The organism is Paramicrobacterium chengjingii, from assembly GCF_011751765.2.
GTDB classification, from domain to species: Bacteria; Actinomycetota; Actinomycetes; order Actinomycetales; family Microbacteriaceae; genus Paramicrobacterium; species Paramicrobacterium chengjingii.
In genome coordinates this window covers 1076256-1100548 of sequence record NZ_CP061169.1, presented here as the reverse complement: position 1 = coordinate 1100548, position 24293 = coordinate 1076256, and the positions used below count along the sequence as shown (strand labels likewise).

The window sequence follows — 24293 nt, the reverse complement described above, 5'->3', positions numbered from 1 at the left end:
TTCTCTACGTCAGTCGTTGGCGGTCTCAATGCGCGGGAACAGCGCCTCGAGCCGACCAACTGTGGTTCCGGCGGGCAGCTGTCCCCAGCGCCCCGCGTCACGGATCGGCTGACTCTCGAGCGCACCAAGCGCGTCGCCGGCTCCGAGCGCCGTCCACAGCTTATCCGTCGCCACAGGCGTCACCGGGGCAAGCAGCACGGCGAGCGCCCGCAGGCCCTCCGTCACCGTGTACAGCACCGTCGACAGTCGCTCGCGCTCGGCGTCGTCTTTCGCAAGCACCCACGGCTGCTGCTCCGTGATGTACCCGTTGAGTTCGTCGACGATCGTCCAGATGTGCGCAAGCGCGTCGTGGATCGCAAGCTTCTCGATCGCGGCGTCTGCTGCACCGACAGCATCCGCTACGACCTTCTGCACGTGTCGGTCCGACTCTGAGTATTCGGATGCCTCGGGGACGGCGCCGTCGAAGTACCGCGTCACCATCGCGAGAACGCGCGACGCGAGGTTGCCGAAACCGTTGGCGAGTTCGGCCTGGTACCGCGCCGAGAGGTCTTCCCAACTGAATGATCCGTCTTGACCGAACGAGATGGCACTCATGAAGTAGTACCGGAATGCGTCGGAGCCAAAGGTGTCGGTAATCTCGGTTGGCGCAATGCCGGTGAGCTTCGACTTCGACATCTTCTCTCCGCCGACGAGCAGCCACCCGTGTCCATACACGCGCTGCGGCACTTCGAGCCCTGCAGCCATGAGCATCGCCGGCCAGATAACCGCGTGGAATCGCAGAATGTCTTTGCCCACGATGTGAACGCCGGGCCATAGTTTCTCAAGCTGGTCGGAGGCGTCGTCGCCGTAGCCGATGGCGGTGATGTAGTTGAGCAGGGCGTCGAACCACACGTAGACGACGTGCGTGTCGTCCCACGGCACTTTGACACCCCAGTCGAAGCTGGAGCGCGAGATCGACAGGTCGCTGAGTCCCTGCCTGACAAACTGCGTCACTTCGTTGCGCGCCGATTCCGGCTGCACGAAATCGGGCCGCTCGCTGTAAAGCGCGAGAAGTCGATCGGCGAACTCGCTCATGCGGAAGAAGTAATTGCGCTCCTGAAGCAATTCGACCGGCTTTGAGTGGATGGCGCAGACCCGCTGACCTTCGTAGGGGCCTGTGCCGTCGACGAGGTCGGACTCCTGCTTGTATTCCTCGCAGCCGACGCAGTAATAGCCCTCGTACTCGCCCGCGTAGATAAAACCGTCGTCGTAGAGCTTCTGCAGAAACTTCTGTACGGCTTCTTCGTGCCGGGGTTCTGTGGTGCGAATGAAGTCGTCGTTTGCGACGTTGATGGTTTCGAGCAGCGGCCGCCAGCTCTTCTCGACGAGGGTGTCGGCCCATTCCTTGGGACTCACGCCGTTTGCGGTTGCCGTGCGCAGGATCTTCTCGCCGTGCTCGTCGGTGCCCGTCAGCATCCAGGTGTCGTCTCCGGCCTGCCGGTGCCAGCGTGCGAGCACGTCGGCGGCGACTTCGGTGTAGGCATGCCCGATGTGTGGGGCATCGTTCACATAGAAGATGGGGGTCGTGACGTAAAAGGAGTTGCCTGAGCGCATGGCTTCCATCCTAAAGCGACACTCCTGCTGGTTCGCCCCACATGACAGCGGTCACAACGGTCGATCTTATGCCGAGATGTTCGCCTCGTCCTTTTCCATACGCGAATCGTCGTAGATATCGGCAACACGACGCCAATACTCGAGGATGACTGCCATGCTGAGACTGATGCTGACTGCCGCGACGACCGGCCTACGCTTCCATGCCGCGACAGCGGCACCGACGGTCAAGCCGCTCGCGAGGGCGTCGATCGCGAGTGCAGCGTCGCGACGCTTCTCGGTCATCCAGATCTCCTCGCCGAACATGGCTCGTGACGCAAACGAGCGCGTGCTGCGCGGGCGACCGAACATCACAGGATTCACAAGGAACCACACGGCGATGAACACGGCGTGTGACCACGTCCGCGTCCAGAAGGGAACCAGCACAAGCGGCATCGTCGCCAGTCGGGACCAGGCACTGAGCGGATGACTGTGCCGGGCGAACACGGCGCGCCTCACCTGTGAGACGACGCCTCGTACGTTAGCCGTTGTTCTTCGTAAACGCATTCTTGATCCGCTCGACGCCCTCAGTCACCATCGCCTCAGCCGAGTCGCGAATAACATCCTTTGCGAACGGGTCCTTCTTCAGAAGAGCCTCCCCCGTATTCTTCGCGAACTCAAACGTGATGTGCGGCGGCAGCGGCGGCACGTTACGGCTCACGTATGCGTCGATGAGCGTGACGCCGCGTGTCGCGAACGCGCGGTCCCAGGCGCCGGCGACGTCCTCATCACTGTGAACCCGGATGCCGGTGAAGCCCAGCAGCTCGGCCCACCCCGCATAGTCGACCGACTCGACATCTTGCGACGTGCGCCACAGCGGGTTGCCGTCTTCGGTGCGCATCTCCCACGACACCTGCCCGAGGTCGTCGTTGTGCACGACGAGGATGATCAGCTGCGGATTTTCCCAGCGCGACAGGTACTTCTTGACGGTGATCAACTCGTTCATGCCGAGCATCTGGAACGCGCCGTCGCCGATCGTGCAGATCACCGGGCGCGTCGGATGTGCGAACTTTGCCGCGACCGCATACGGCATGGCGGCGAGCATCGTCGCCAACCGCCCGGACAGGTCGCCCGTCATGCCGCGCTGCAGGCGGATGTGATGGCCGTACCAGTCGGCCGTCGTCCCCGCATCCGCTGTCACGATCGCCTCAGCGGGCAGACGCCTATTGAGCTCGTGGAAGACGGCACGGGGGTTGACGCCATCCGAATATCGGACATTCGCCTGAGCTTCCATCTCGTGTTCCCAGTCGCGCATGTCCTCGGCGGCGGAGTTCTGCCACGAGAGATCCGTCGTCTCCTCAAGATGCGGAATGAGCGCTGTGAGTGTCTCTTTCACGTCACCCCACAGAGCGACCTCGATCGGGTACCGAAGGCCCGTGTGCTCGGGTTTGAGATCCACCTGCACGGAGCGAGCCTGGCCGCTCTTCGGCAGGAACTGCCCGTACGGGTAGTTCGTTCCCAGCAGCACGAGGGTGTCGCAGTTCTTGATCTGCGTGTAGCTGGCGAGCGAGCCGAGAAGACCGAGCTGCTGCGTGTGATGCGGCACATCGGCCGGGACGACCTGTTTGCCGCGCAGGCTCGTGATGATGCCGGCGCCCGCGAGCCGTGCCGCCTCGAGCACCTCGTCCGTTGCGCCGTTCGCTCCGTGCCCGACGAGGAATGTCACCTTCGATCCCGCGTTGATCACCTCGGCGGCCCGCACGATGTCGGTCTCGGGCGGCGTCACGCGCGTCGACGGGGCCACAGCGCTTGAGCGCGACACCCAACTCTCAGGCGACAGATCCGGCATCGTCATTCCCTGCACGTCGTGCGGCAGGATCACGGCCGTCGGCCCCAGCCGAGTGCGAGCGGTGCGAAACGCGGTGTCGATGACGGCTTGCGCCTGCTCGGGCGACACGACGGTCTGCACGTACTCGGCGACGTCGGCCAGCGCGCGCTCAAGATTGCTCTCCTGCTGGCTGCCCGTGCCAAGCGAGTTCAGCCCCTGCTGGCCGACGATTGCGACGACGGGCTGATTGTCCATCTTCGCGTCGTAGAGACCGTTCATCATGTGGAAGGCGCCGGGGCTCGACGTCGAGACGCACACACCGACCTCGCCCGTGAATTTGGCGTGCGCCGTGGCCATGAGCGCACAGATCTCCTCGTGCGTCGGGCGAATGTACTCGAGGCCGTCGCCGTCGCGCTCGGCTGCTCCGAGAGCTCCGTCAAACTCGCCGATCCCATCGCCCGGGTACCCGAAGACGCGCGACACTCCCCACTCGCGGATCCGCTGAATAATGAAGTCGCTCACTGTCGACATGCGTTCCTCCTCGCGTTCGGCGCGGTCACGGACGACCGTGGCACGACCGGGCGGCAACGCCCGACCCTACAGCCTCAGTACAACGCGTGCCGTGCCCGGGGTCAAGAACCACCGGATGCTGCGGCGTAGGCTCGCACCATGAGACAACGACGAATCGGATCCTTCTCTGTCAGCGCGGTCGGCCTCGGCGGAATGCCGATGTCGATTCCCGGGCGCAAAGACCGCGCGACATCGATCGCCACGATTCACGCCGCGCTTGACGCCGGCGTCACTCTCATCGACACGGCCGACGCCTACACCGCCCCCAGTGATGGCCAGGGGCACAACGAAGAGCTCATCGCTGAGGCGCTCGCCAGCTACGGCGGTGATTCGTCGTCCGTCCTCGTCGCGACCAAGGGCGGCCTGATCTACGCAGATCCGGGTCCATGGACGCGCGGAGGGACACCCGGTTACCTCACGGATGCTGCGAAACAGTCAGCCGCGCGCTTGGGCGTCGACGCGATCGGCCTCTATCAGTTTCACCGCCCGGACCCGGATGTTCCGTATGCCGAATCGATCGGCGCGCTGAAAAATCTGGTGCAGGAGGGCGTGATCGTGCATGCGGGTATCTCCAACGCTGATACCGATCAGATCCGTGAGGCTCACAGCATCCTGGGTGACGATCTCGTCTCGGTGCAGAATCAGTTCTCGCCCGCGCACACCGACAGCCGCGCAGAGCTTGACCTGTGCGCCGAACTCGGGCTGGCATTTCTGCCGTGGAGTCCGTTAGGCGGCATCCACCGGGCGAGCGACTTGGCGGAAGACCACTCGGCGTTCGGCGACGTGGCTGCCGAGCTCGAGGTGAGCCCGCAGCAGGTTGCGCTGGCGTGGGAGCTCTCGCTTGCCGACGTCGTCGTGCCGATTCCGGGAGCCAGCAGACCGCCGTCGATCATCGACTCGGCGAAGGCCGCGGACCTCAAGCTCAGTAACGAGCAGCTGGCCAACCTCGGATGCTGACCGCGTTCGTCGCGCTCTCAGCGTAATCACCGACGTCGCTGTGCTCGATTCTGTCTGCCGCTCGTGCCGTGGTTCGTCTTCATGAGGCGTTCAGAGATGGCCATCCAGGCGGCGAACACCAGGTAACCCGTTTCAAAGCTCGGCAGATCGTCGGTCCAGCGCGCTGACGCCGCGCCCCGCTGAGCACCCGCTCCGCGTCGGCCCTTCGCGAGTAGGGCGACCCCAGCGGCGAGGTTCAGCGCACCCCAGATCGCGTTGATGCCGGGTCCGGACTGCCGGCCTCCCAAGGGCGTGAGGTGCTGCCGGCCGGCGGCAGCGGTGGCAAGGTGCGGTGCGCTGTTTGCAACAAGCACTCCGGCGATGAATGATCGTGTGCGCGAAGTCGACATGGCGTTACGATACGCCGCCTGTCCGCATCACGGCTAGGCTCGGAGCCGTGGAAACGACTCCGATGACCCCGATCGATACGGATGCTGCGATCGCCATGTGGCGCGACTATGCCGCAGCGAATCCTGTCGTTGCCCAGCTGTTCGGCACCTACGAGGCTGAGCAGTTTGGCGACTCGGCCGAGATGGCTGACGAGCTGCTCGGTCTGATTCTCGATGGCCGGAAGCGCGCGACGTCATCGCACGCCGCCGAATACCGCGTCGACGACGAGCCGTTCCCCACGATCGGCTCACATTGGATCTCGTGCGATGGCAGCGGCGTCCCCCGGGCGATTCGCCGCATCGTCGAGCTGCGAGTGGCACCGTTCGCCGCTGTAGAAGCACAGTTCGCGCACGACGAGGGTGAAGATGACCGGACGCTCGAGTCGTGGCGACGCGAGCACTGGCGCTTCTTCAGTCGCATGTGTGCCGCCCGCGGATCAACGTTCAGCGAAAACGACGAACTGATTCTTGAGCGCTTCGCCGTCGTGTGGCCTCCCGAGGTCGCCAACGCGGTTCCGTTGCAGTCATGACGCAGAAGTCCATCCTGATCTCCGGGGCCGGGATTGCCGGTGCCACCGCCGCGTTCTGGCTCAGCCGATCGGGGTGGAACGTCACGATCGTTGAGAAGGCCGCGCAGATTCGCTCAAGCGGCAATCCCATCGATGTGCGCGGCCAGGCAGCGTCGATTGTGCACCAGATGGGGCTGTGGCCAGAGATTCAGCGGTTCGCAACGGGAGTGAACAGCCTCGTGATCGTGGACGCGCAGGGCAGACGTCGAGCGACTGTCACCACGCGAACGACGCCCGACCCACAGAAGGAGGTCGAGGTTGCCCGGGCGACGCTTGCCTCGGTGCTTCTGCAAGCGGCGACGACCGATGCTGAGCTGATCGTCAGTGACTCGATTTCCGGCATCGGTCAGGATGTTGGTGGCGTCGATGTCGATTTCACCTCGGGACGCAGTCGACGTTTTGACATTGTTCTCGGTGCTGACGGACTGCACTCGAACGTTCGTCGGCTCGTGTTCGGGCCCGGAGGGAGCTTTTCTCGGCCGTTCGGCATGTTTGTCGGGACGATGCGCACGACGCTCGAGGGCGGCGATGCTTCTGAGGTGATGATGTTCAATCGGCCGAACATCTCCTTGTCTGTGCACGCGGCAGGCGGGGATCCTCTCGCCGCCTTCATCTTCCGCAGCAGAGATCGATACGACAGGCACGACGCTGAGGCCCGAAAGCACCTCGTCACCTCGGCATACTCCGACCAGGGCTGGCAGACCAACGAGGCAGTCGCGGAATGGTGTGCATCAGACGACGTGTATTTCGATGAGGTCACGCGTATTGCCATGCCGTCGTGGTCGCGTGGCCGAATCGGATTGCTGGGCGACGCCGCCAACTGCATCTCTCTTCTAGGTGAGGGGTCGAGCAGCGCCATTGTGGCGGCGAAGACGCTCTCTGATGCCCTCGCCGCGCATCCGAACGACCATGCTGCTGCCTTTACCTCCTACGAGGCTGTCCATCGCCGGCGGCTGCGCGCTCTGCAGCGTTTTGCCGGTGCCAGCTCTCACTTTCTGGTGCCTACGAGTCGACTTGGCTTGTGGCTGCGGAACTCCGGGCTGGCTCTCGTGTCGGGGCGTCGTCGGTAGCGCTGACGAACGGCTGGCGCCTCCCGAGCGAGGTCGGCGGGCTACAGAATCGGTGTCTTCACTGCGCCAACCTGCACCCGCAGCGACGTCGCGTCAGCGTCGACGCGCACGCATCCGGGCGACAACTCGTGTCATCAGCAGCACAAGTCCGGACGCCAGCAGGGCGAACGCAAGTGCGGCGGCGATTCCTGCTCCCTCGGCACCCGTTCTCGGGAGCTCCGACTCGGCGTTGACTGTGTTCTGTTCGCCCGTCGACGGGTTGTCTGGCGTTGCAGAGGGCGGGGTCGCCGATTCTGTCGGTGCGGGCGTCACCGGGATCTCTGCAGCAGTCACGACGGTCTGAAGGTCGCCACAGGGGGACTCGACGGATGTCGATGGAACATCACCTTCGTAGGAGATGAGCCAGAACAGGGTTCCCGCGTCTTCCGGGAAGAACTCATCCGACTCCGCAGTTCCGTCGTCGGAGAGCGGAGCGGTCGATGTGAACACCGGCTCCGTCTGGCAGAGTTCGTCGCTGTAGACGGCGAACTGCACCTGCCCCGATGACGCGGGCGTCACCGTCGCCGATCCGACGATGCTGTCTCCGATCGCCGCTTTCCCGGTCGCGCCCACGCTGAACTGCGTCGTGACCGGGAGGATCTCAAACGACCGTGTCTGCACCGGAGCAGGATCAAACTCGAACGGAGCACTATCTTGTGTCGCTTCGACACTGCAGGTACCAACCGCGAGCAGGGTGACAGCGCTTTCTTCGGCTGAACATGTTGCCGGTGTTGTGCTGGCATAGCTGACGGGGAGCTCAGAACTCGCGGTTGCTTGTAAAGCGACAGGACCCGCGTCAAGACGCGTATCAGCGATCTCGGGGAACGTGATCACCTGCGATTCCGGAAGATCGGGGATGCCGATCCGCAACGTGCCTCGTAAGAAGTTGTTGGAATCCCTGTTCTGGCCGCTGAGTTCAAAGCCGTAGCTGTCTCCGGCGGAAACATCGAACGTCACGGTGCCGGAGTACGTAAAGCTTCCGTTGGGAGGCAGGGCTTGGCAATTCGGCCCTTCCGCAATGACGGATGTCGTCGTGCGATCGTTGCCGGAGACAATCACCTGGTCAAGTAGCGTCACAGCGTCGCACCACGCGTGATTTCCCACCCACTCGTACTCGGCGGTCACTGTGCTGTCTTGAGTCGCCGTAGTCATCATCGACCAGGTACGCAGCTGTTCCTGACCAGCGGGCTCGAGGTCGTATGAGAATTGCGCGGGTGCTGCAGTGCCGTTCGAATCGAGCGTGAAACTGTCGGAAGGGCCTGACGCTGTCCATGCTGTTCGCTCGGGAGCCGCCTGAGCAGGTTCTGCGCTGACAAGTGCCGGAGAGGCAACCAGCGCGCCCGCTACGAGACCCGCACTGAGTACCCTGAGAACACGGATTCTTGGTGGTGCAACAGTCACAGGTCGTCCCCTTCGATCGCCAGAAAGCGCAACTGTCTATTCTGCGCACAGAGGCAGAGCTCGCCGCGACCCCCTCTTCGGGGTATAGGCACGGCGGCCCGGCAGCATGCTGCCCGCTATCGCGCGTCGAGCGCTGCCTGGTAGAGGTCGCGCTTGCCGAGCCCCGTCTCTGAAGCGACCGCCGCAGCAGCATCCTTCAGCCGCTCCCCCGCCGCCACCCGCTCGGTAACCCTGGCGAGGCCGTCGCCAAGTGAAAAGGATGCTGCTTCCGCACCATGAATCACGAGAACGATCTCGCCTTTCACGCCGTCCGCAGCCCACGCCGCGACGTCTGCCGCTGCACCGCGCTTGACCTGCTCGAACATCTTCGTCAGCTCGCGGCAGACAGCGACGCTGCGATCGTCACCGAGCTCTGACGCCACATCATCGAGCGCCGAGGCAATGCGCTGCGGCGATTCGAAGAACACCATCGTGCGGCGCTCATCAGCCAATGCGCGCAGAGTTTTTCGGCGCTCAGACGGTTTGCGCGGCAAAAATCCCTCGAACGTGAACCTGTCTGTGGGCATGCCCGACAGGGCAAGCGCAGTGACGACGGCGCTTGGCCCGGGAATCACCGTCACATCGACGTCGGCGGCGATCGCCGCCTGCACGAGGTGGTAGCCCGGATCAGACACTGTGGGCATTCCGGCATCGCTCATCACGACGACGTCGCTTTCACGTGCTCGCTCCACGAGTTCAGCTGCCTTCTCGCGCTCGTTATGATCGTGAAGAGCGACAATCTGCGGCCGGTTCTCGATGCCAAGACCAGCGAGAAGTCGCACGGTTGACCGCGTGTCTTCGGCAGCAACGAAACTGGCCGCACTCAGTGTCTCGACGAGCCGAGCAGACGCGTCGCCAAGATTGCCGATCGGTGTGGCCGCGAGAATGATCATGCTGACAGTCTGCCATCGAGGCATACGTGAGAGCGTCGCCCGAAGTACTCAGCCGACTGCTCGCTAGCATGGCAGGGTGCCAGACAGAGAAACTTTGGGGAGCGACGCGTCATTCGACGCCGTCATACGCGGAGTTGACGGCACGACGGCCGAGAGCAGCGACATCTCACGCATCGATCGATGGTGGGGACGGATGCTGTCGACACACGTTCGCCAGCGAATCTGGAGCTGGGGTGGCCCGGCATTCGTCACGCTTCTCGCCGCCGTGCTGCGCCTGTGGAACATCGGCAACCCGCACATGCTCGTCTTCGACGAGACCTTCTATGTGAAAGACGCCTGGTCGCAGTGGAACAACGGCTACTCAACAACCTGGCCAGATAACGCCGACGAACAATTCGCCTCGGGGCACACCGATATCTTCGGCACGGTCGGTTCGTACGTCGTGCATCCGCCGTTCGCCAAGTGGCTGATCGGCGCGGGGATGGCAGTCTTCGGCGCCGATTCGAGCATCGGGTGGCGCATCTCGACAGCACTCGTCGGGGTGCTCGCCGTGTTGCTCGTCACCCTCATTGCTCGCCAACTGTTCCAATCGAAGCTCCTCGGAGTGATTGCGGGAGGGCTGCTCGCCATCGACGGTCACGCAATCGTCATGTCGCGCGTCGCCCTGCTTGACAGCTACGTGATGTTCTTCGCACTGTGTGGTTTCGCGTGCGTGCTCCTCGATCGACGATGGCACGAACGGCGTCTAGCTTCAGCCCTCGCCGCGCGCGCGGCATCCGGTCGCCCTCTCACCTGGGGCCCGGCAATCTGGGCAAGGCCGTGGGTGATCGCAGCCGGCGTGTTCTTCGGTCTGTGCACGGCGACGAAATGGTCAGGGCTCTATTTTCTTGCCGCGTTCGGCCTCTATCTTGTGGTGGTGGATGCTCTTGCGCGCCGTCGTGCGGGGGTTCCGTTCTGGGCATCGGCAGCGATTCTCAAGCAGGGCCCCGCCACGTTTCTGCTGCTCGTACCCGTAGCACTCGTCGTCTACGTCGTGAGCTGGACTGGCTGGTTCGTCACTGACGGCGGCTACGATCGGCAGTTTGCCGCGACGGAAGGCAACGCGTGGACGGGCGCCTTCTCGTGGGTTCCGCTCGCCGTGCAGAGCCTTGTCACCTACCACCAGTCGATGTACGAATTTCATGTCGGGCTCTCGACGCCGCACCCGTATCAGTCGAACCCCTGGTCGTGGCTGCTCATGCTGCGGCCCGTCGCCATGTGGTACGAGGGCGTTCCCGAGGGAACCGGGGGCTGCACCGGCGACCGCGTGTCAGACATCACCTCGATTGCAAACCCGCTCATCTGGTGGGCGGGCGCCGCAGCGGCCGTCTACCTCGTCGTGCGTCTCGTGCTGAAGCGCGACTGGACGATCGGTCTCGTTCTCATGGGGTTCGTCGGCGGGTACCTTCCATGGCTTCTCTACACCGAGCGCACAGTCTTCCAGTTCTATTCGATTGCGTTCGAGCCATACCTGATCCTGGCGCTGACGCTTGTGATCGGCCTCGTGCTCGGCAAACCAGGCGACCCTCCGGATCGGCGAAAGAGCGGCATCCTGACCGTAGGCGTCTTCGGCACATTCTGTCTGTTGCTCACGGCGTTCTGGTATCCGCTCTGGACGGCGACGCCCGTTCCCACGTGGTTTGTCGGGCTGCATTACTGGTTGCAAAGTTGGATCTGATTGGCTCGCCCAGTCTGAGCAGGATTACCCTGACGTCGGGCGAGAATATGGCGATGGGCGTGAATAGAGGAGAGCCGTGAGCACAGTCACCGTGAAAAGCACGGTTCGGATGCTGCCGGGCATCGCCGCGTGCGGGGCCGCGGCTCTCGTGTCGTGGGGCATCGCCGCGGGCGTGCCGGAGGTTCCACTTCTCACAGCGTGCGTCGCTCTGGGCATCCTCTTCGCTCAGCTGCCGGGAACGCAGAGCCTGATCCGCGGCGTTTTCGCACCGGGACTCGCGTTCTCGTCGAAGAAGCTCATGCGCGCCGGTGTTGTGCTGCTCGGGCTCAAGCTCAGTCTCATCGACATCGCGGGTCTCGGGTGGACGACCCTGCTGACCACTATCGCCATCGTGCTCATCACGTTTGCCGGTACCTACGGTCTGGGGCGGCTCTTCAAGCTGCCCGGGCATGAGCCGCTGCTCATGGCCACGGGTTTCTCGATCTGCGGGGCCAGCGCGATCGGCGCGATGTCGGGCGTCGTCGGAGCCAAGCGCAGCGAGCAGGCGCATCCGGTCGCTCTTGTGACGCTCTGCGGAACGCTCGCGATCTTCGTGCTTCCTGCGCTGTGGGGCCCCCTCGGTCTGTCGAACGAGCAGTTCGGCCACTGGGTCGGCGCGGGAGTGCACGATGTGGGCCAGGTTGTCGCCACGGCGCAGATCGCCGGCAGTTCGGCGCTCGCTATCGCGCTTGTGGTTAAGCTCACGCGTGTGCTGATGCTCGCGCCGATCGTCGCCGTCGCCGGGGCCTTCGAGCGCAAGCGTGCGGTAGCGGCCAGCGATGCGAAGCGGCCGCCGGTTGTTCCGCTGTTTGTCGTCGGGTTCATCGTTGCGATCCTCGTGCGCTCGTTCGTGCCGCTTCCCGAGTCGGTGCTGAGTGGCGCCGAGGTGCTGCAGACGATTCTGCTCGCCATGGCCCTCTTCGGGCTGGGCACTGCCGTCGACCTCAAACGCCTACTCACGGCGGGCTGGCGCGCACTCGCCGTCGGCCTGCTTTCATGGGTGCTCATCGCGGCGCTCGCGCTCGGCGCTGTGCAGCTGGGCTGAGCACGTTTTCAGAGACCTCGCCTCGTCGGTCGCCGCTGCTGGTGCCGAAGCCCGCAATCACGCGGATCTCGCCCACCACCGTCACGATATCCCCGCCGCTGTGCACGCTGCCAAGCTGCGCCCGGCGGCCTCGGGAGCCTGTATCGTCACGGTATGAGCACGATCCCTCGCATGCACGACGACGAGGTGATTCCGGATGCTGCGCAGGTGACGGCGCTCATCGCCGACCAGCATCCGCAGTGGTCTCACCTGCCAGTCGTTCCGGTCGCCTCATCGGGAACCGACAACGCCATGTTCCGCCTCGGCGACGAGCTCACCGTGCGCATGCCACGGCGTCCCGGCATGGAAGAGCTCCCTGCTCGTGAGCATCGCTGGCTTCAACATGTGGCACCGCTGCTTCCCGTTGCCGTTCCCGCTCCGGCAGCACTCGGCGAGCCCGGGCACGGCTACCCGTATCCGTGGCTCGTGCTCACGTGGATCGAGGGTGACAGTCCGCGAGTCGGCGCGCTGCAGCATCCTCATGACCTCGCCCGCGATCTTGGCGCGTTCACCCGAGCCATGCGCGCAATCGACACGACGGGTGCTCCGACAACCGGGCTCTCCCTCGGCAAGCGCGATCCCCAGGTGAGACGTGACATCGAGGCACTGCGCGATGAGATCGACGCGGATGCCGTGACGGCCGTGTGGGAGCACGCGCTGACGTTGCCTCACGACGTGGAGCCCACGTGGGTGCACAGCGATGTGGCGCCAGGAAATCTGCTCATGCAGGACGGGCGGCTGCATGCCGTAATCGACTTCTCGTGGTGCGGCGTCGGGGATCCGGCCATTGACCTGCAGGTGGCGTGGAACCTCCTGCCGGCCGCTGCTCGCCCCGCATTGCGTGCGGCAAGCACTGTCGACGACGCAACGTGGCTGCGGGCACGTGCGCGAGCTCTGGCTCAGGCTCTCGTTCAATTGCCGTACTACAAGGCGACGAACATTCCGTTGGCGACGAACGCGCGCCACGTCATCGCCGAGGTGCTCACGGAGGCTACCTGAGCACTCGATTGCGGCTCGCGAGCACACCGCAGACAAACTGCACAACGATGACTCCGAGCAGCACGATGAGTGGAAGAGTCCAGTCGCCTGTGGCACCGTGGATCGCACCGATCATCAGCGGCCCCACCGCGGCAAGCAGGTAGCCGATCGACTGCGCCATGCCCGAGAGCGACGCTGCTGCCCTGTGGTTGCTCGTGCGCAAGCCAAACAGCGCCAGCGCCAGCACAATGAGGCCTCCCTGGGCAAACCCGATCATCGCGAGCCACAGCAGGGTGATGTGCGGATTCACCAGGACGCCGGTGATGCCGAGCAGTGACGACAGCGAGTAGATCGACACAACGATGCGCTGGTCACGCTGCCACTTGTGCAGCATCCATGCCGCCGTCAACGTTCCGGTGATGCCGAACACCTGAAACGCGCTCTGGTGCCAGCCCGCGGTGAACGCGTCGATCCCGACAGACTGCTCGATCGCAGGCATCCACGTAATCACGACGTAGAAGATGGTGGACTGCAGCCCCATGAACACAGTCACCTGCCAGGCGAGCGCCTGCGTCCATGGCGAACGCCCGCGCGGCGGCTCCTCAGCGACCTGCACGGCGCGCAGTTCGACAGTCACGGCACCAGGCCGCCGCATCTGTGGGGCAAACACGGCGAACGCGATGAGAGCGAGTCCGGCCCAAACGCCGTACGCGATGCGCCACCCGTCGTCGGAGATTCCCGCGATGGGCACGGCGATGCCGGCCGCAACGGCGGCGAAGGCCGACTGCACCGCTGAGTAGACTCCGGTCAGCCGCCCGATCTCACGCGGAAAGTCGCGCTTGAGCACCGAGGGCAGAAGCACGTTGATCGCGGCGATGGCAACACCGAGGGCGAGGGTGCCGGCCCAGAGAAAGAGGTCGCCAGGAATGGATCGCGCAACGATTCCGGCGGCGAGCAGAATGAGCGAGCCTCCGATTGTGCGCTCCAGCCCAAACCGCACGGCGATCCCCGGCATGACGGGTGAGAACACGGCGAAGGCGAGCAGCGGAACACTAATGAGGGCGGATGCTTCGATCGCCGAGAGGTCGGCGCCGGCCCGTGCCTGGTCGAGAACGGGGCCGACAGCCGTGATCGAGGCACGGAGGTTAGACGCGACAAGCAGGATGCCGATGATCACGAAGCCGGGTCGAAGGCGGCGAGCGCCTCCCCCGCCTGGCGTCGCGGCTCCCCCATCTGCACCGGAGGAGCCGCGAGAAGTCATGGCTCAAGCCTATAGTTTTTCCGTTGCCGCGCCGTGCACCTCCACGATGCGGAATCCTGGGAGCATCCGCCCCACACGTGCCCATTCAAATGTCATAGATGGCTCCCATTCGTCGTGTTGAGAGCAATCTTTGTCATATAAGCACAACGACGTCAGCCTTTGACAGCACCCCCGAGCACTCCGCGCACAAAGTAGCGCTGCAAGGAGATAACGAGTATGAGAGGCACCGCCACCGACAAAAAGGTGGTTGCGAGCAACGTTCCTTGCCCCTGAGATATCTGCTGCGCCATGCCCGCTAGCTCGACGGTGATCGGATTCGGAAGCTGCGAACCCCCAAGAAAGATCAATGGCACGAGAAGATCGTTCCACGACCAGAGAAACTGCATGATCGCGAGCGAAGCCATCACAGGCATCGACAGCGGGATCGCAATAGACCGAAACATCCGCAGAGGACTCGCGCCATCGACGCTCGCCGATTCGAATAATTCGTTTGGGATGCTCGAGATGAATCCGCGAATCAGAAAAATTCCGAACGGCACGGTGAATCCGACCTGGTACACCCAAATCCCCGGAACGGTGCCGGACAATCCAATCTCGTTGTAGACCTTAAGGAGAGGCACGAGCGTGATCTGCGGCGGGGTCACGAGCAGCGAAACGAGCAGAAGTGAGAGCGCAGCCCGTCCTCGAAAGCTCATCCGAGTCAGCGCGTACGCACCGATCGTCGAGAGTACCGTCGTCAGAATTGTCGTCGGAACGGCGATTGCCAGCGACGTTGTCAGGCTTCCAACGACCCCGGCACCATCGAGCGCGAGCTCGTAATTGTAGATCGTAAAGAGCGGCTCGATAAAGGCCATCCACCACCCTGAGGTCGCTGTGTCGTCTTGGGTTCTGAGCGACGAGACCAGAAGCGCAAGGATCGGGACGAACCAGCTGACGATGAAGACGACGACAACGACGTGAATGAGCCAGTTCCAGGTCCAATGAAAGTGACGTGCACCTTCTGGATTCTTCCTGGCGTTCACCATCTCGGCTGTTGCCGTCGAGGTTCGGAAACTCATGCGTGCGCCTCCGCCCTGAATTGGAACACGTTGATGAACACCACAGGGAGAGCTGCGATGAGAAGAATGACGGCAATCGCGCTTGCGTGGCCAAGATCGTTGGCAGCGAACAGTTCGTTGTACATTCGGTTCGCGATCACATCCGTGTTCAAATTGCCATTCGTCATGACGTAGACGATGTCAAACACCTTGAGCGCCGCAATGATTTCTGTGGTGATCACGACGAGCACAGCAGGGAGGATGCTGCGAAGGGTGATTGAAAAGAAGACGCGTAGTTCCCCCGCTCCGTCGAGTCGCGCTGCCTCCAGTAACTCGCCGGCGACATTCTTCACCGCGGCCGAGAGGATCAGCGTCGCGATGCCGAGCGAGAGCCACACTGCGACCGCAATGAGCGCAAGGTTGTTGACAAACGGCGTCTGCAGCCACGGGACCGGCTCTGCTCCCGGCACAAGTGCGGTTAGAACAGCGTTAACTGTTCCGACCTGTGTCGAACCTGCCGGCTGGAACGAATACATGTGCGTCCAGATCACTGCACCTGCGGTGAACGAGATCGCAGTTGGCAGAATGACCAGCGTCATCGCCAGCTTCTCGTACCTGACCTTGTCGAAAAAGACAGCGGCCAGGAGCGCCAGAACAAGTGTGACAACGGGGAACACCACGAGCCAGAGGAGGTTGTTTCCGATGACGCTAACCATCTCGCCCGTGAACGACCAGATGAAGTTGTCCATCCCGACGTATGTTGACGAATCTGGGCTAAAGAAGGCTGTGACCACGGTGCTGACCAGCGGATAGACCAGAATCAGCACGATGAGCACGAGTGGTATCAGAAGCCACACCCAGGGTCTCAGGCTCTTTGCGAAGGTGCCGGGGAGCAGTGCAAGCATCCGCTCTCCGACTCCGAGCATCACGTAGACAGCGATGGGCAACCCAATCGCGCCAACGATGATCAGTAGCGGTACGTTCTCGATCAGATCCATCATCTGCATTCGTCCAATTCGCACCTATCTGCAATTACTCTTCGGACGCAGCTTGGATCGTCTTGAGAACGTCATCCAGCTGTGACGGGTTCTGCAAGTACGTCACGACGCCCTTCCAGTAAGCATTCTGCGTTTCAGGGTCGGCCAACGCATTAGGACCGATCGCCGGCTTTGTCCCGCTTGAACCGAAGTACTCTTCAGAGATTTTCTTCAGAATCGTTGTTGGGTACGCATCGCTCGCTACGTTTTTGTTCGCCACTGGCCAGCGCCCAAGCGATGCGAGGTACGTTTGTGCCGGAGTTGACGAGATGAACTGCAGAAATGCCTTGGTTGTGTCGTTGTCTGTGAATCCGACGCTTGCCGAGGATTGAAACAGCTCGTAGTCAGCGAATTCCTCATTCGTCGCAGGCACTCGATAAAAGTCGAGGTTCTCACCTGGCCTCACCGTGTCGCCGAGATATCCAGGCACCCACGCGCCCCAGAGGATCGCCTGGCAGCTCGCCGGGTCAGAGGTGAGTCCGTTGTATCCGGTGGCAATCTGAGTCGAAAGAATTCCTGAGACGCCGCCAGCCACGTTGTCATCCGTGCCGATCATCGCGCCAAACTCCTCGAAAGCGTCCTTCACTTCGGGGCTGGTCCAGGGCAATCCCCCCTCGCCCCACTCGCGATAGAGCTCGGGGCCGTACTTCTTCAGAAAGATATTCTCGAGAAACTGCGCACCGGGAAACCCACTTTGTGCACCCGCGTTCTGCGCGGCACACCAGACCGGATTGCCCTCGTCTGCCTGCTCGGTTGTCCAGTCCTTGATCTGCTCCCATGACGTTGGGGATTCCGGTCCCGAATACGTCTCGGGGTTATACCAGAGCATGAAGTTGTTGAACCCTTGGTAGATGCCGAAGACCTTTCCGTCGACCGAGGTGTTCTCGAGTGCTTCTTCGCTGAAATTCTCGTTCAGTTCGTCGCCGAAGGCATCGCTGAGGTCGATTGTGTCGCCGTCCTTCGCATAGCTGAGCCCGATCCCGAGCGAAAGATCGGCAACGTCGGGTGGATTCCCCGCTTGCAATCGCGACTGGACGATGTTGTTGACATCGGGGGCTCCTGTGTACTTGACGCTTACCCCTGTGCCCTCTGTGAAAGCCTTATAAAGCTCCTGGAGCGCCTGCCCGTCACCACCGCTGTTCAGACCGACCATCTCCAGGGACTTGTTGAGATCTTTGCCGTCTGCGATCGCTTTGGCTTCTGCAACGGCCGCTTTGTAATATTCGGCGTCACCACCGCTCTGCTTGCCTTTCGCCTGCTCGGCGGAGGCGCAAGCGGTCATCAGCATTGCAATGGATGCCACCACTGCTCCGACTTTGAAGATGCGAATGTGTGTCGGGTTTTTCGTCCTCATTGAGATCAACTCCGATTCTCTTCTGATTTCGTTCCGGTGTAGAGAGGTATGGCGCCGTTAGGGCGCCGGATGCGCCATGGGCGCTTGTGCTTCCGCCAAGTCGCCCAGCTGCGGGCGGATGATCTCGGCAGAGTTCGGGGCATCGATATCGTGCTCCCACGGATGAAGCGGGCGGCGGCGATGCGAGTAGTTAAGACGGTCGATTACGAGATCGGTGCCGCCTGGCGTGAGAGCCATGAAGTGACCACCGGCATCTGTCTCTTGGGTCGGAAACAAGTACCCGTTCTTCACGACAACCGCGTCATAACCGGCCGTTTCGATCGGCACTGGGCCGACAAACATATCTGAAGGAAAGGCTGGGTCATTCGGATGCGCGAACGGGGTCCGACTCAAGCGCACCGTAAGGTCGACGCCGTTTCCGCGTAGCAGTGCTTCCTCAGCATCCCCCGAGGGGCCGGGAATGACGCGGAGAATGAGCCAGTCACCATGCACCGGGTCGCCATGCGTTGTGTCATTCCAGGCACCGATCGCACGGGAGATGGTCTCCCCTTCACCAGCCGCGATGGCAGCAGCGACAGAACCTGGATCCCAAAGCCCGGCAAAGAGAATCTGTGCGCCAGGGCCGAGAAGTGCAGGGTTGCTCAGCATTCGCGAGAGCGCGTAGGTGCTGTCTCCGCTGGCCCCGGCAGTCACATTGTCGCCGGAGTCCGAGATATACAGCGGCTTCGCACGGCTGCCGGACACGTGCGCAAGCGCCTGCTCGAACGTGCCCGAATTGCGGTCGTCGATGTGAAACTCGTCACGTCTCCGCCAAAACTCGGTAGCAAGTTCCTCTGCCGCAGCCGCCGCGCCCTGAGCATCCCAAGACGTCGTAAACACCGCCGCCGAGTTCCGCTCTTCGTCCGCCCAGAGAAAGCCGATACACATCGCTGCGTCGATGAGATCGTATCGCTGGATGACATCCCGCTGCGCGCCGAACACCGTGGCCCCGGGGTCAACGGACGTCATCGCGGCTTCTCCGGCAAGGAGGATCGGCACGTGGATCCATGCCTTATGCGGCTTCATCCCGCGCTCGACGACGCGCACCAGATTTCTCAATGCACGTTCTCGAGTAATCTCCGCGTCGATATGAGGAGCGTGTCTGTGGAATGCAGCGAGGTCGATGATGCCTGCGAGTTCTCGCGACATATTTCCGTGCGTGTCGAACGATCCCGAGATGACAGCATCGGGCCCCGTGATCTCACGGACTTTCCGTAACAGCTGTTCTTCGGCGCCAGTGCGGCCGACAACAGACATTGCCCCGTGGAACTGTATCCACACACCATCGACGTGCCCTGCAGCGCGCAGGCGCGACAGCATCTCGGCCTCAATATCGTCAAACGCCTGGGGGCGTATCGGACCACCCGCGCCGGCCGTGGCGACAATGGTGCCAACGAGTTCTGCGCCAGGCGCCCAGTCATCTGTGTCGATCCCAGCAAGCACATCGTCACCACGCCGGATGATGAAATCGTCGAGTTCAGTCACATGGCTGCTGAATGTGCTGCATTCGACCGAGATCCCGCACACTGCGATTCTCACTATCAAAGACCTCCTTGTCCACGCCGCCGCGTCCGATGTCAGGCGCGCACCTTGCGCATCGCCAGGTCTGGGCGCATCCAGTACGGAGGCAGGTAGCCAGCTGTGTTTGAGAGCGGGAGCACGTCGTCGTGGATGTGAATGCCGAAGACGTTCGCCAGCATTGCTCGGCGCGCCTGCACTCTGTCCCACATCTGCGGATGTGCCTCTCGAATACGTGCACGGAGGTCTTCGTCGGCGAGCACGACGCCATCTTCGATCTGCGCCGTGTGGTACTGCGTTCCGGTCGCGGGGATGATGTCTAACTGAATCGCGTTCCCCGAGCGCAGCACAGTTTGACTCCCCTTCTTCACGGGCGAGGCAGGCCACTCGTCAAGGTGGATGAAGTGCCCGGGGTTGAGGAACACGCCAAACCATGGGTCACCGATTCGAGATGCCGTCACTTCGTAGAGTTCACCGGCGGTGAGCCCGATGCGGACGGTCTCGTACCACGCCGCAGCGGTGGCGAAATACGGCGCGACCAGCTTCTCAACGTAGTCCCTCGCATCTGCCGGCAAATCCTGCTCCGCCGCTGCGAGAAACCCACTGCGAGCAGTGTTCGAGCCCCAGTATCCGATCCCCGCCGAGACTGGGTCGCCGAGCACGAGCTCACGACTAGACGGCGACGCGACGCCCAAACTCGCCCGGCTGTACCCCGAGAGCATCGTCGGATGATAGTTGAAAGGCATTAAGATCGGGGCCATCAGGCCCGAGGCCTCGAGTTCGGTTAGTCCGGGACGAATACCTTCAAGCATCCGAATCATTGCCTGGGATCCATGACTTGCGGCGAACTCGAAGTAGGCAATCTGCTCCACTTCGTTATCGAATCTCAGTCCGTGGTCGGGGTCGACGAACAGTCCTGAGGCGTTGACCACGCGATCGACAAGTGCGCCCACCTCCTGGGTCAGGTAGTGAGGAGAATCGATGTAGTCATCGGCACCGCTGCCCTCAAAGTACTTCCATCCGACCATTCCGACGGTCTTGATCGACACGGAATCGAGGCCCGCACCCGCGAGAAGATCGGAGAGCGCCAGGTCGTCTGGATCAGGCTGCCCCACGAGTGAGAGCTTCGAGTATCGGATGACCTCGGTGGGGTACAAGGTGGAGTTCGCGTAGTTCACGGACTCATTACCGACAAGCAGCCGCGGCCTTCGCCCTGGCACCAGAATGAGGATTGACTCCTCGTAACGCGGGTCGAATCCAGTCAGATACGACGTGTTGGCGAAATGCTCGCGATCTCCATAGATGACGAGCGCATCGATTCCACGCTCTTTGGCCTGCCGCATCGCGGCTCCCACGCGAGATTCATACACCTCGACGGGGATCTCGGGCAGATCGCGCGGGAGCGAGATGTTCGGCCTGTCGACCACCGTTAGTTCTACACCAAGATCTGCCACCGACAAGTCAGTCACGGTACTCCTTCGTTAGATGCCCTCAACGCTGCTTTGCGTTGTGTGTGCCACACGCTACTAAGATTGCGCTAATTGCGCAATACTTTCGTAGAGTCTTGCTTACGAATTGGAGGTCGCCCTGCTCGAGTCAGCTACATCGAGACCTGAGGAGACGCTGCCGACTCCCCGACAACGAGTGAGACACTCGTCACTCGAGACGTTGCGGCACGTCGGGACCCGTCGAGGCGCTCGATCAGCATCGTGACCGCAGTCGAGGCCATCTGCCCAACAGGCGTGTGAACGGTCGTGAGTCGCGGAGTGACAAGGCTCGCAGCCGGAACGTCGTCGAATCCGACGATCGACAGATCCTTCGGGACGGACATCCCCAGCCTCCGCGCGGCTGCCATCAGCCCAAGCGCAATCGTGTCACTCGCGGCGAATACTGCCGTCGGATTCCTCGTCGTGGCCAGGATATGTGAGAGCGACGCAGCTCCGAACTCCTCGCTAAAGGTGCCATTGAGAACGAGCTGATCATCAGCATCCGCTCCAGAGCGCGTCAAGGCATCACGCCATCCCCGCATTCTCTCCTGCACAGAGTGCAGCCACGCGGGCCCGCCGACGAAGGCGATCCGCGCGTGTCCGAGGGAGCCGAGGTAAGTGACCGCCTGATACGCACCCGCGTAGTCGTCAACGAGAACCGTGTCGACTGATGGGATTCCCGACAGCTGCTCGTCAACGACGACCACGGGAAAATCTGCCGCGACCTCCGCGGCCAGAGCCGCGTTCGACGCGTAGTTTCCCAGGTAGACCAGCCCGTCAACTCCAAGGCTCGTCAGCAATCGCACGTAATCAAGCTGCCGACGCGAGTTGTTCGAGGTACTTGCTACCAAGACCGAGTATCCGTTCGATTCTGCGGCCGCAACCACTCTGTCTGCGATGCGGCTGAAGTAGTCGTTTCCAACCTCGGGCACGACGACGCCAATGGTTCCGCCAGGCGACTCGCTCTGCGCTGACCTGCTCCGACTGGAGGGTCGCACGTACCCTTCAGAGCTGATCGCGTCAACGATTTTGCGCTCGGTGTCGGGACGTAGGTTCAACTGGCCCTTCATGTACCGAGACACGGTGGAGGCGGAGACCCCAGCCTTGTGAGCTACATCATTCAGGGTTGCTTTACGCTTCGCCAATTCTCGGGCTCCTCACCTGCCTCGCCGTCATGCGCCAATTAGGCTGTATCAACTGCATGATCTTTCACTTAAAGTCTAGTTCTTAATTGCGCAAATTGCGTCGCGGCTGGTCTTACCAACACAATGTGCATTGCTGCGGATAATGTGGACAGGTGTGCCGATGCACATTGTCCGCAGCTGTCAATTTTGAAAGCGGCCACGGACAATGCGACGTCGTATTACGCGCGAGTTCGAGCGAGCGCATCCGCCCCGGTAGCCTCGAGCCATGGCAGATCGCGAGTACGGCTTTCGCACGCGGGCAATCCACGCGGGCAACATCCCTGACCCCGAAACCGGCGCCCGGGCGCTTCCCGTCTACCAGTCAACGGCGTTCGTCTTTGACGACTCGGCGGATGCCGCTGCCCGCTTCGCCCTGCAGAAATACGGCAATATCTACGCCCGCCTCTCCAACCCCACGGTGGCGAGCCTCGAAGAGCGGGTGGCGAGCCTTGAGGGCGGGCTCGGCGCTGTCGCGACAGCATCCGGACTCTCTGCTCAATACATCACGTTCGCCAGCCTCGTCGGAACGGGTGACCACATCGTCGCCTCGTCGAGCCTGTACGGCGGATCGATCACTCAGCTCGACGTGACACTGCGCCGGTTCGGCGTCGAGACCACATTTGTGCACTCGAGCGACCCGGCCGACTACGCCGCAGCGATCACCGACCGCACGAAGGCCGTCTTCGCCGAGACCATCGCCAACCCGTCGGGCGAGATCGCCGACATCGAGGGACTCGCCGACGTCGCTCACGCGCACGACGTTCCGCTGATCATCGACTCCACCATCGCCACCCCCTACCTCAACCGTCCGATCGAGTGGGGCGCCGACATCGTCACGCACTCGGCGACCAAGTTTCTGGGCGGCCACGGCACCACCATGGGCGGACTCGTCGTCGAGTCGGGCAGATTCACATACGACCGAGAGAAATTTCCGCTGTTCCACGAACCCGTGCACACGTACGGCGGGCTGCACTGGGCCGGCAACTTCGGCGAGTACGCGTTTCTCACGCGGCTGCGCGCCGAGCAGCTGCGCGACATCGGGCCGGCACTTTCGGCAACCTCGGCGCAGCAGCTGGCGCAGGGCATCGAGACGCTGCCGTTCCGCATGAGCGCTCACGTTGAGAACGCCGGCGCGGTTGCGGCGTGGCTCGAGGCAGATGACCGCATTGAAGCCGTGTTTTGGGCGGGACTCGAGAGCCACCCGCACCACGAGCGCGCGAAGAAGTACCTGCCGCTCGGGCCGAGCTCGGTGTTCAGCTTCGTGGTGAAGGGCGGGCGTGCGGGCGGGCAGAAACTCATCGAGTCGGTCAACCTCGCCAGCCACGTCGCGAACATCGGCGACACCAAGACGCTCATCATCCACCCGGGATCGACGACGCACGCACAGCTCACGGAACAGCAACTCGAGGATGCTGGTGTACAGCCGGGACTCGTGAGGCTCAGCGTCGGCATCGAAGACGCGGCCGACATCATCTACGATCTCGATCAGGCGCTCAGCCAGGCAGTGGAGGCATGACCATGGCCCAAGAAGAAGCGGCAGAAGCAGAGACAGACGTCGTCACCCTGCAAAACGGCCTCAGCTGCGAGATGCCCGCCGATTCACCGCTCGCGAAGCTGCTGAAATCGCAGCGCACATGGATCGGGCCCGATGCCAAGGAGCGCCTCGCGATCCTGCGGCAGGCGAAGCCCGTTGCAATCGTCGGCGCCTCAACGAATCCGGCCCGCGCGAGCTACTTCGTGGGCACCTACCTGCAGCAGTCGAGCGATTACACGCTGTACTTCATCAATCCGAATGCCGACGAGATTCTCGGCGAGAAGGCCTATCCCGACCTTGCGTCGTTGCCTGTGACGCCAGACATCGCCGTCGTATTCCGCAAGGCAAGTGATATTCCGCAGGTCGTCAATGAGGTGAAGGCAGCCGGAATCGGCACGATCTGGGTGCAGCTCGGCATTTGGAATGAGGATGCCGCGTACGACGCCGAGGCGAAGGGCCTCACCGTGGTGATGGATCGCTGCATCAAGATCGAGCATGCACGCTTCCACGGCAGGCTCAACCTGTTTGGCTTCGACACGGGAGTGATCTCGTCGAAAAAGGGGCTGCGCTAGCTCGAGAAACTGCACAGTTCTCCCCCGTGAGGATGAGAGCGAAGTTCCGTCCAGGTGCGGATGCTTACAGCATCCGGTCTCCGTAGCGT

At 62.5% G+C, this 24293-nt stretch carries 21 protein-coding genes; 8 read left to right on the top strand and 13 right to left on the bottom strand.

The features are described 5' to 3' along the window. Positions 1–9 precede the first annotated feature (9 nt). From metG to HCR76_RS05270, 3 genes are all read right to left on the bottom strand, one after another. Positions 10–1593, bottom strand: coding sequence for a methionine--tRNA ligase (gene metG / locus HCR76_RS05280; RefSeq protein ID WP_166988886.1), 1584 nt, complete (start codon positions 1591–1593; stop codon positions 10–12). Positions 1594–1659: 66 nt separating this feature from the next. Continuing rightward, the gene (locus HCR76_RS05275; protein ID WP_198248149.1) at positions 1660–2136 is read right to left on the bottom strand and encodes a DUF6653 family protein; all 477 of its coding nucleotides are present in this window, start codon (positions 2134–2136) and stop codon (positions 1660–1662) included. Beyond that, entirely contained in the window at positions 2111–3928 is a 1818-nt protein-coding gene (locus HCR76_RS05270; RefSeq protein ID WP_166988884.1) for a thiamine pyrophosphate-requiring protein, read from the bottom strand. The genes HCR76_RS05275 and HCR76_RS05270 overlap by 26 nt, the downstream gene beginning before the upstream one ends. A gap of 138 nt (positions 3929–4066) precedes the next feature. Here HCR76_RS05270 and HCR76_RS05265 point away from each other — a divergent pair, with 138 nt between their 5' ends. Continuing rightward, a complete protein-coding gene (locus HCR76_RS05265; protein WP_166988882.1) occupies positions 4067–4924 on the top strand; it encodes an aldo/keto reductase in 858 nt (285 codons plus the stop codon). 26 nt (positions 4925–4950) lie between these two features. Here the strand turns inward: HCR76_RS05265 and HCR76_RS05260 are convergent, their stop codons facing one another. Then, positions 4951–5313: a hypothetical protein gene (locus HCR76_RS05260; protein ID WP_166988880.1), complete on the bottom strand. Its 363-nt coding sequence runs from the start codon at positions 5311–5313 to the stop codon at positions 4951–4953. 47 nt (positions 5314–5360) lie between these two features. On the opposite strand from HCR76_RS05260, the gene HCR76_RS05255 reads away from it, so the two are divergent. Beyond that, the gene (locus tag HCR76_RS05255; RefSeq protein WP_244971490.1) at positions 5361–5882 is read left to right on the top strand and encodes an ASCH domain-containing protein; all 522 of its coding nucleotides are present in this window, start codon (positions 5361–5363) and stop codon (positions 5880–5882) included. Continuing rightward, a complete protein-coding gene (locus HCR76_RS05250) occupies positions 5879–6991 on the top strand; it encodes an FAD-dependent monooxygenase (protein WP_166988877.1) in 1113 nt (370 codons plus the stop codon). Before HCR76_RS05255 ends, HCR76_RS05250 begins: the two co-directional genes overlap by 4 nt. Positions 6992–7084: 93 nt before the next feature. Here HCR76_RS05250 and HCR76_RS05245 read toward each other — a convergent pair whose 3' ends face one another. Together HCR76_RS05245 and rsmI are read right to left on the bottom strand one after the other, a co-directional pair. Further along, positions 7085–8431: a hypothetical protein gene (locus tag HCR76_RS05245; RefSeq protein WP_166988875.1), complete on the bottom strand. Its 1347-nt coding sequence runs from the start codon at positions 8429–8431 to the stop codon at positions 7085–7087. 116 nt (positions 8432–8547) lie between these two features. After that, a complete protein-coding gene (rsmI, locus tag HCR76_RS05240; protein ID WP_166988874.1) occupies positions 8548–9363 on the bottom strand; it encodes a 16S rRNA (cytidine(1402)-2'-O)-methyltransferase in 816 nt (271 codons plus the stop codon). Between the two features lie 76 nt (positions 9364–9439). On the opposite strand from rsmI, the gene HCR76_RS05235 reads away from it, so the two are divergent. The 3 genes from HCR76_RS05235 (at position 9440) to HCR76_RS05225 (ending at position 13202) form a co-directional block, all read left to right on the top strand. Continuing rightward, positions 9440–11080, top strand: a complete 1641-nt coding sequence (locus HCR76_RS05235; RefSeq protein WP_244971488.1) for a dolichyl-phosphate-mannose--protein mannosyltransferase — start codon at positions 9440–9442, stop codon at positions 11078–11080. Between the two features lie 109 nt (positions 11081–11189). After that, positions 11190–12164 carry a YeiH family protein gene (locus HCR76_RS05230; RefSeq protein ID WP_166990270.1) on the top strand — a complete coding sequence of 325 codons (975 nt, stop codon included), beginning with the start codon at positions 11190–11192 and terminating at the stop codon, positions 12162–12164. Between the two features lie 153 nt (positions 12165–12317). Continuing rightward, entirely contained in the window at positions 12318–13202 is an 885-nt protein-coding gene (locus tag HCR76_RS05225; protein WP_198248148.1) for an aminoglycoside phosphotransferase family protein, read from the top strand. Here HCR76_RS05225 and HCR76_RS05220 read toward each other — a convergent pair. The 7 genes from HCR76_RS05220 to HCR76_RS05190 all read right to left on the bottom strand — a co-directional run bounded on the left by HCR76_RS05220 (position 13195) and on the right by HCR76_RS05190 (position 22059). Further along, positions 13195–14442 carry a CynX/NimT family MFS transporter gene (locus HCR76_RS05220; protein WP_166988872.1) on the bottom strand — a complete coding sequence of 416 codons (1248 nt, stop codon included), beginning with the start codon at positions 14440–14442 and terminating at the stop codon, positions 13195–13197. The two genes, HCR76_RS05225 and HCR76_RS05220, sit on opposite strands and share 8 nt — an antisense overlap. Before the next feature lie 152 nt (positions 14443–14594). After that, positions 14595–15500 carry a carbohydrate ABC transporter permease gene (locus HCR76_RS05215; RefSeq protein ID WP_166988870.1) on the bottom strand — a complete coding sequence of 302 codons (906 nt, stop codon included), beginning with the start codon at positions 15498–15500 and terminating at the stop codon, positions 14595–14597. After that, positions 15497–16486: a carbohydrate ABC transporter permease gene (locus tag HCR76_RS05210; RefSeq protein ID WP_198248147.1), complete on the bottom strand. Its 990-nt coding sequence runs from the start codon at positions 16484–16486 to the stop codon at positions 15497–15499. The genes HCR76_RS05215 and HCR76_RS05210 overlap by 4 nt, the downstream gene beginning before the upstream one ends. 25 nt (positions 16487–16511) lie before the next feature. Beyond that, positions 16512–17870 (bottom strand): ABC transporter substrate-binding protein, encoded by a 1359-nt coding sequence (locus HCR76_RS05205; protein ID WP_166988868.1) that lies wholly within the window; start codon positions 17868–17870, stop codon positions 16512–16514. 57 nt (positions 17871–17927) lie between these two features. Then, positions 17928–19436 (bottom strand): M81 family metallopeptidase, encoded by a 1509-nt coding sequence (locus HCR76_RS05200; RefSeq protein WP_280529498.1) that lies wholly within the window; start codon positions 19434–19436, stop codon positions 17928–17930. A 50-nt stretch (positions 19437–19486) separates the two neighbouring features. Continuing rightward, complete coding sequence (locus HCR76_RS05195) at positions 19487–20896, bottom strand: aminopeptidase P family N-terminal domain-containing protein (RefSeq protein WP_166988864.1); 1410 nt, start codon at positions 20894–20896, stop codon at positions 19487–19489. Between the two features lie 131 nt (positions 20897–21027). Then, positions 21028–22059: a LacI family DNA-binding transcriptional regulator gene (locus tag HCR76_RS05190; RefSeq protein ID WP_166988862.1), complete on the bottom strand. Its 1032-nt coding sequence runs from the start codon at positions 22057–22059 to the stop codon at positions 21028–21030. A gap of 265 nt (positions 22060–22324) precedes the next feature. Here HCR76_RS05190 and HCR76_RS05185 point away from each other — a divergent pair, with 265 nt between their 5' ends. Both HCR76_RS05185 and HCR76_RS05180 read left to right on the top strand, forming a co-directional pair. Beyond that, complete coding sequence (locus HCR76_RS05185) at positions 22325–23614, top strand: O-acetylhomoserine aminocarboxypropyltransferase/cysteine synthase family protein (RefSeq protein WP_166988860.1); 1290 nt, start codon at positions 22325–22327, stop codon at positions 23612–23614. Continuing rightward, positions 23611–24204, top strand: a complete 594-nt coding sequence (locus HCR76_RS05180) for a CoA-binding protein (RefSeq protein ID WP_434063576.1) — start codon at positions 23611–23613, stop codon at positions 24202–24204. Before HCR76_RS05185 ends, HCR76_RS05180 begins: the two co-directional genes overlap by 4 nt. The last annotated feature ends 89 nt before the right edge of the window (positions 24205–24293 follow it).

Bases quoted from the DNA above. Each gene is read 5' to 3' on its own strand.
- HCR76_RS05260 (WP_166988880.1), bottom strand. From the start codon at position 5,313: ATGTCGACTTCGCGCACACGATCATTCATCGCCGGAGTGCTTGTTGCA.
- HCR76_RS05225 (WP_198248148.1), top strand. From the start codon at position 12,318: ATGAGCACGATCCCTCGCATGCACGACGACGAGGTGATTCCGGATGCT.
- HCR76_RS05215 (WP_166988870.1), bottom strand. From the start codon at position 15,500: ATGAGTTTCCGAACCTCGACGGCAACAGCCGAGATGGTGAACGCCAGG.
- HCR76_RS05220 (WP_166988872.1), bottom strand. From the start codon at position 14,442: ATGACTTCTCGCGGCTCCTCCGGTGCAGATGGGGGAGCCGCGACGCCA.
- HCR76_RS05210 (WP_198248147.1), bottom strand. From the start codon at position 16,486: ATGCAGATGATGGATCTGATCGAGAACGTACCGCTACTGATCATCGTT.
- HCR76_RS05275 (WP_198248149.1), bottom strand. From the start codon at position 2,136: ATGCGTTTACGAAGAACAACGGCTAACGTACGAGGCGTCGTCTCACAG.
- HCR76_RS05230 (WP_166990270.1), top strand. From the start codon at position 11,190: ATGCTGCCGGGCATCGCCGCGTGCGGGGCCGCGGCTCTCGTGTCGTGG.
- HCR76_RS05270 (WP_166988884.1), bottom strand. From the start codon at position 3,928: ATGTCGACAGTGAGCGACTTCATTATTCAGCGGATCCGCGAGTGGGGA.
- metG (WP_166988886.1), bottom strand. From the start codon at position 1,593: ATGCGCTCAGGCAACTCCTTTTACGTCACGACCCCCATCTTCTATGTG.
- HCR76_RS05185 (WP_166988860.1), top strand. From the start codon at position 22,325: ATGGCAGATCGCGAGTACGGCTTTCGCACGCGGGCAATCCACGCGGGC.
- HCR76_RS05205 (WP_166988868.1), bottom strand. From the start codon at position 17,870: ATGAGGACGAAAAACCCGACACACATTCGCATCTTCAAAGTCGGAGCA.
- HCR76_RS05180 (WP_434063576.1), top strand. From the start codon at position 23,611: ATGACCATGGCCCAAGAAGAAGCGGCAGAAGCAGAGACAGACGTCGTC.
- HCR76_RS05265 (WP_166988882.1), top strand. From the start codon at position 4,067: ATGAGACAACGACGAATCGGATCCTTCTCTGTCAGCGCGGTCGGCCTC.
- HCR76_RS05250 (WP_166988877.1), top strand. From the start codon at position 5,879: ATGACGCAGAAGTCCATCCTGATCTCCGGGGCCGGGATTGCCGGTGCC.
- rsmI (WP_166988874.1), bottom strand. From the start codon at position 9,363: ATGATCATTCTCGCGGCCACACCGATCGGCAATCTTGGCGACGCGTCT.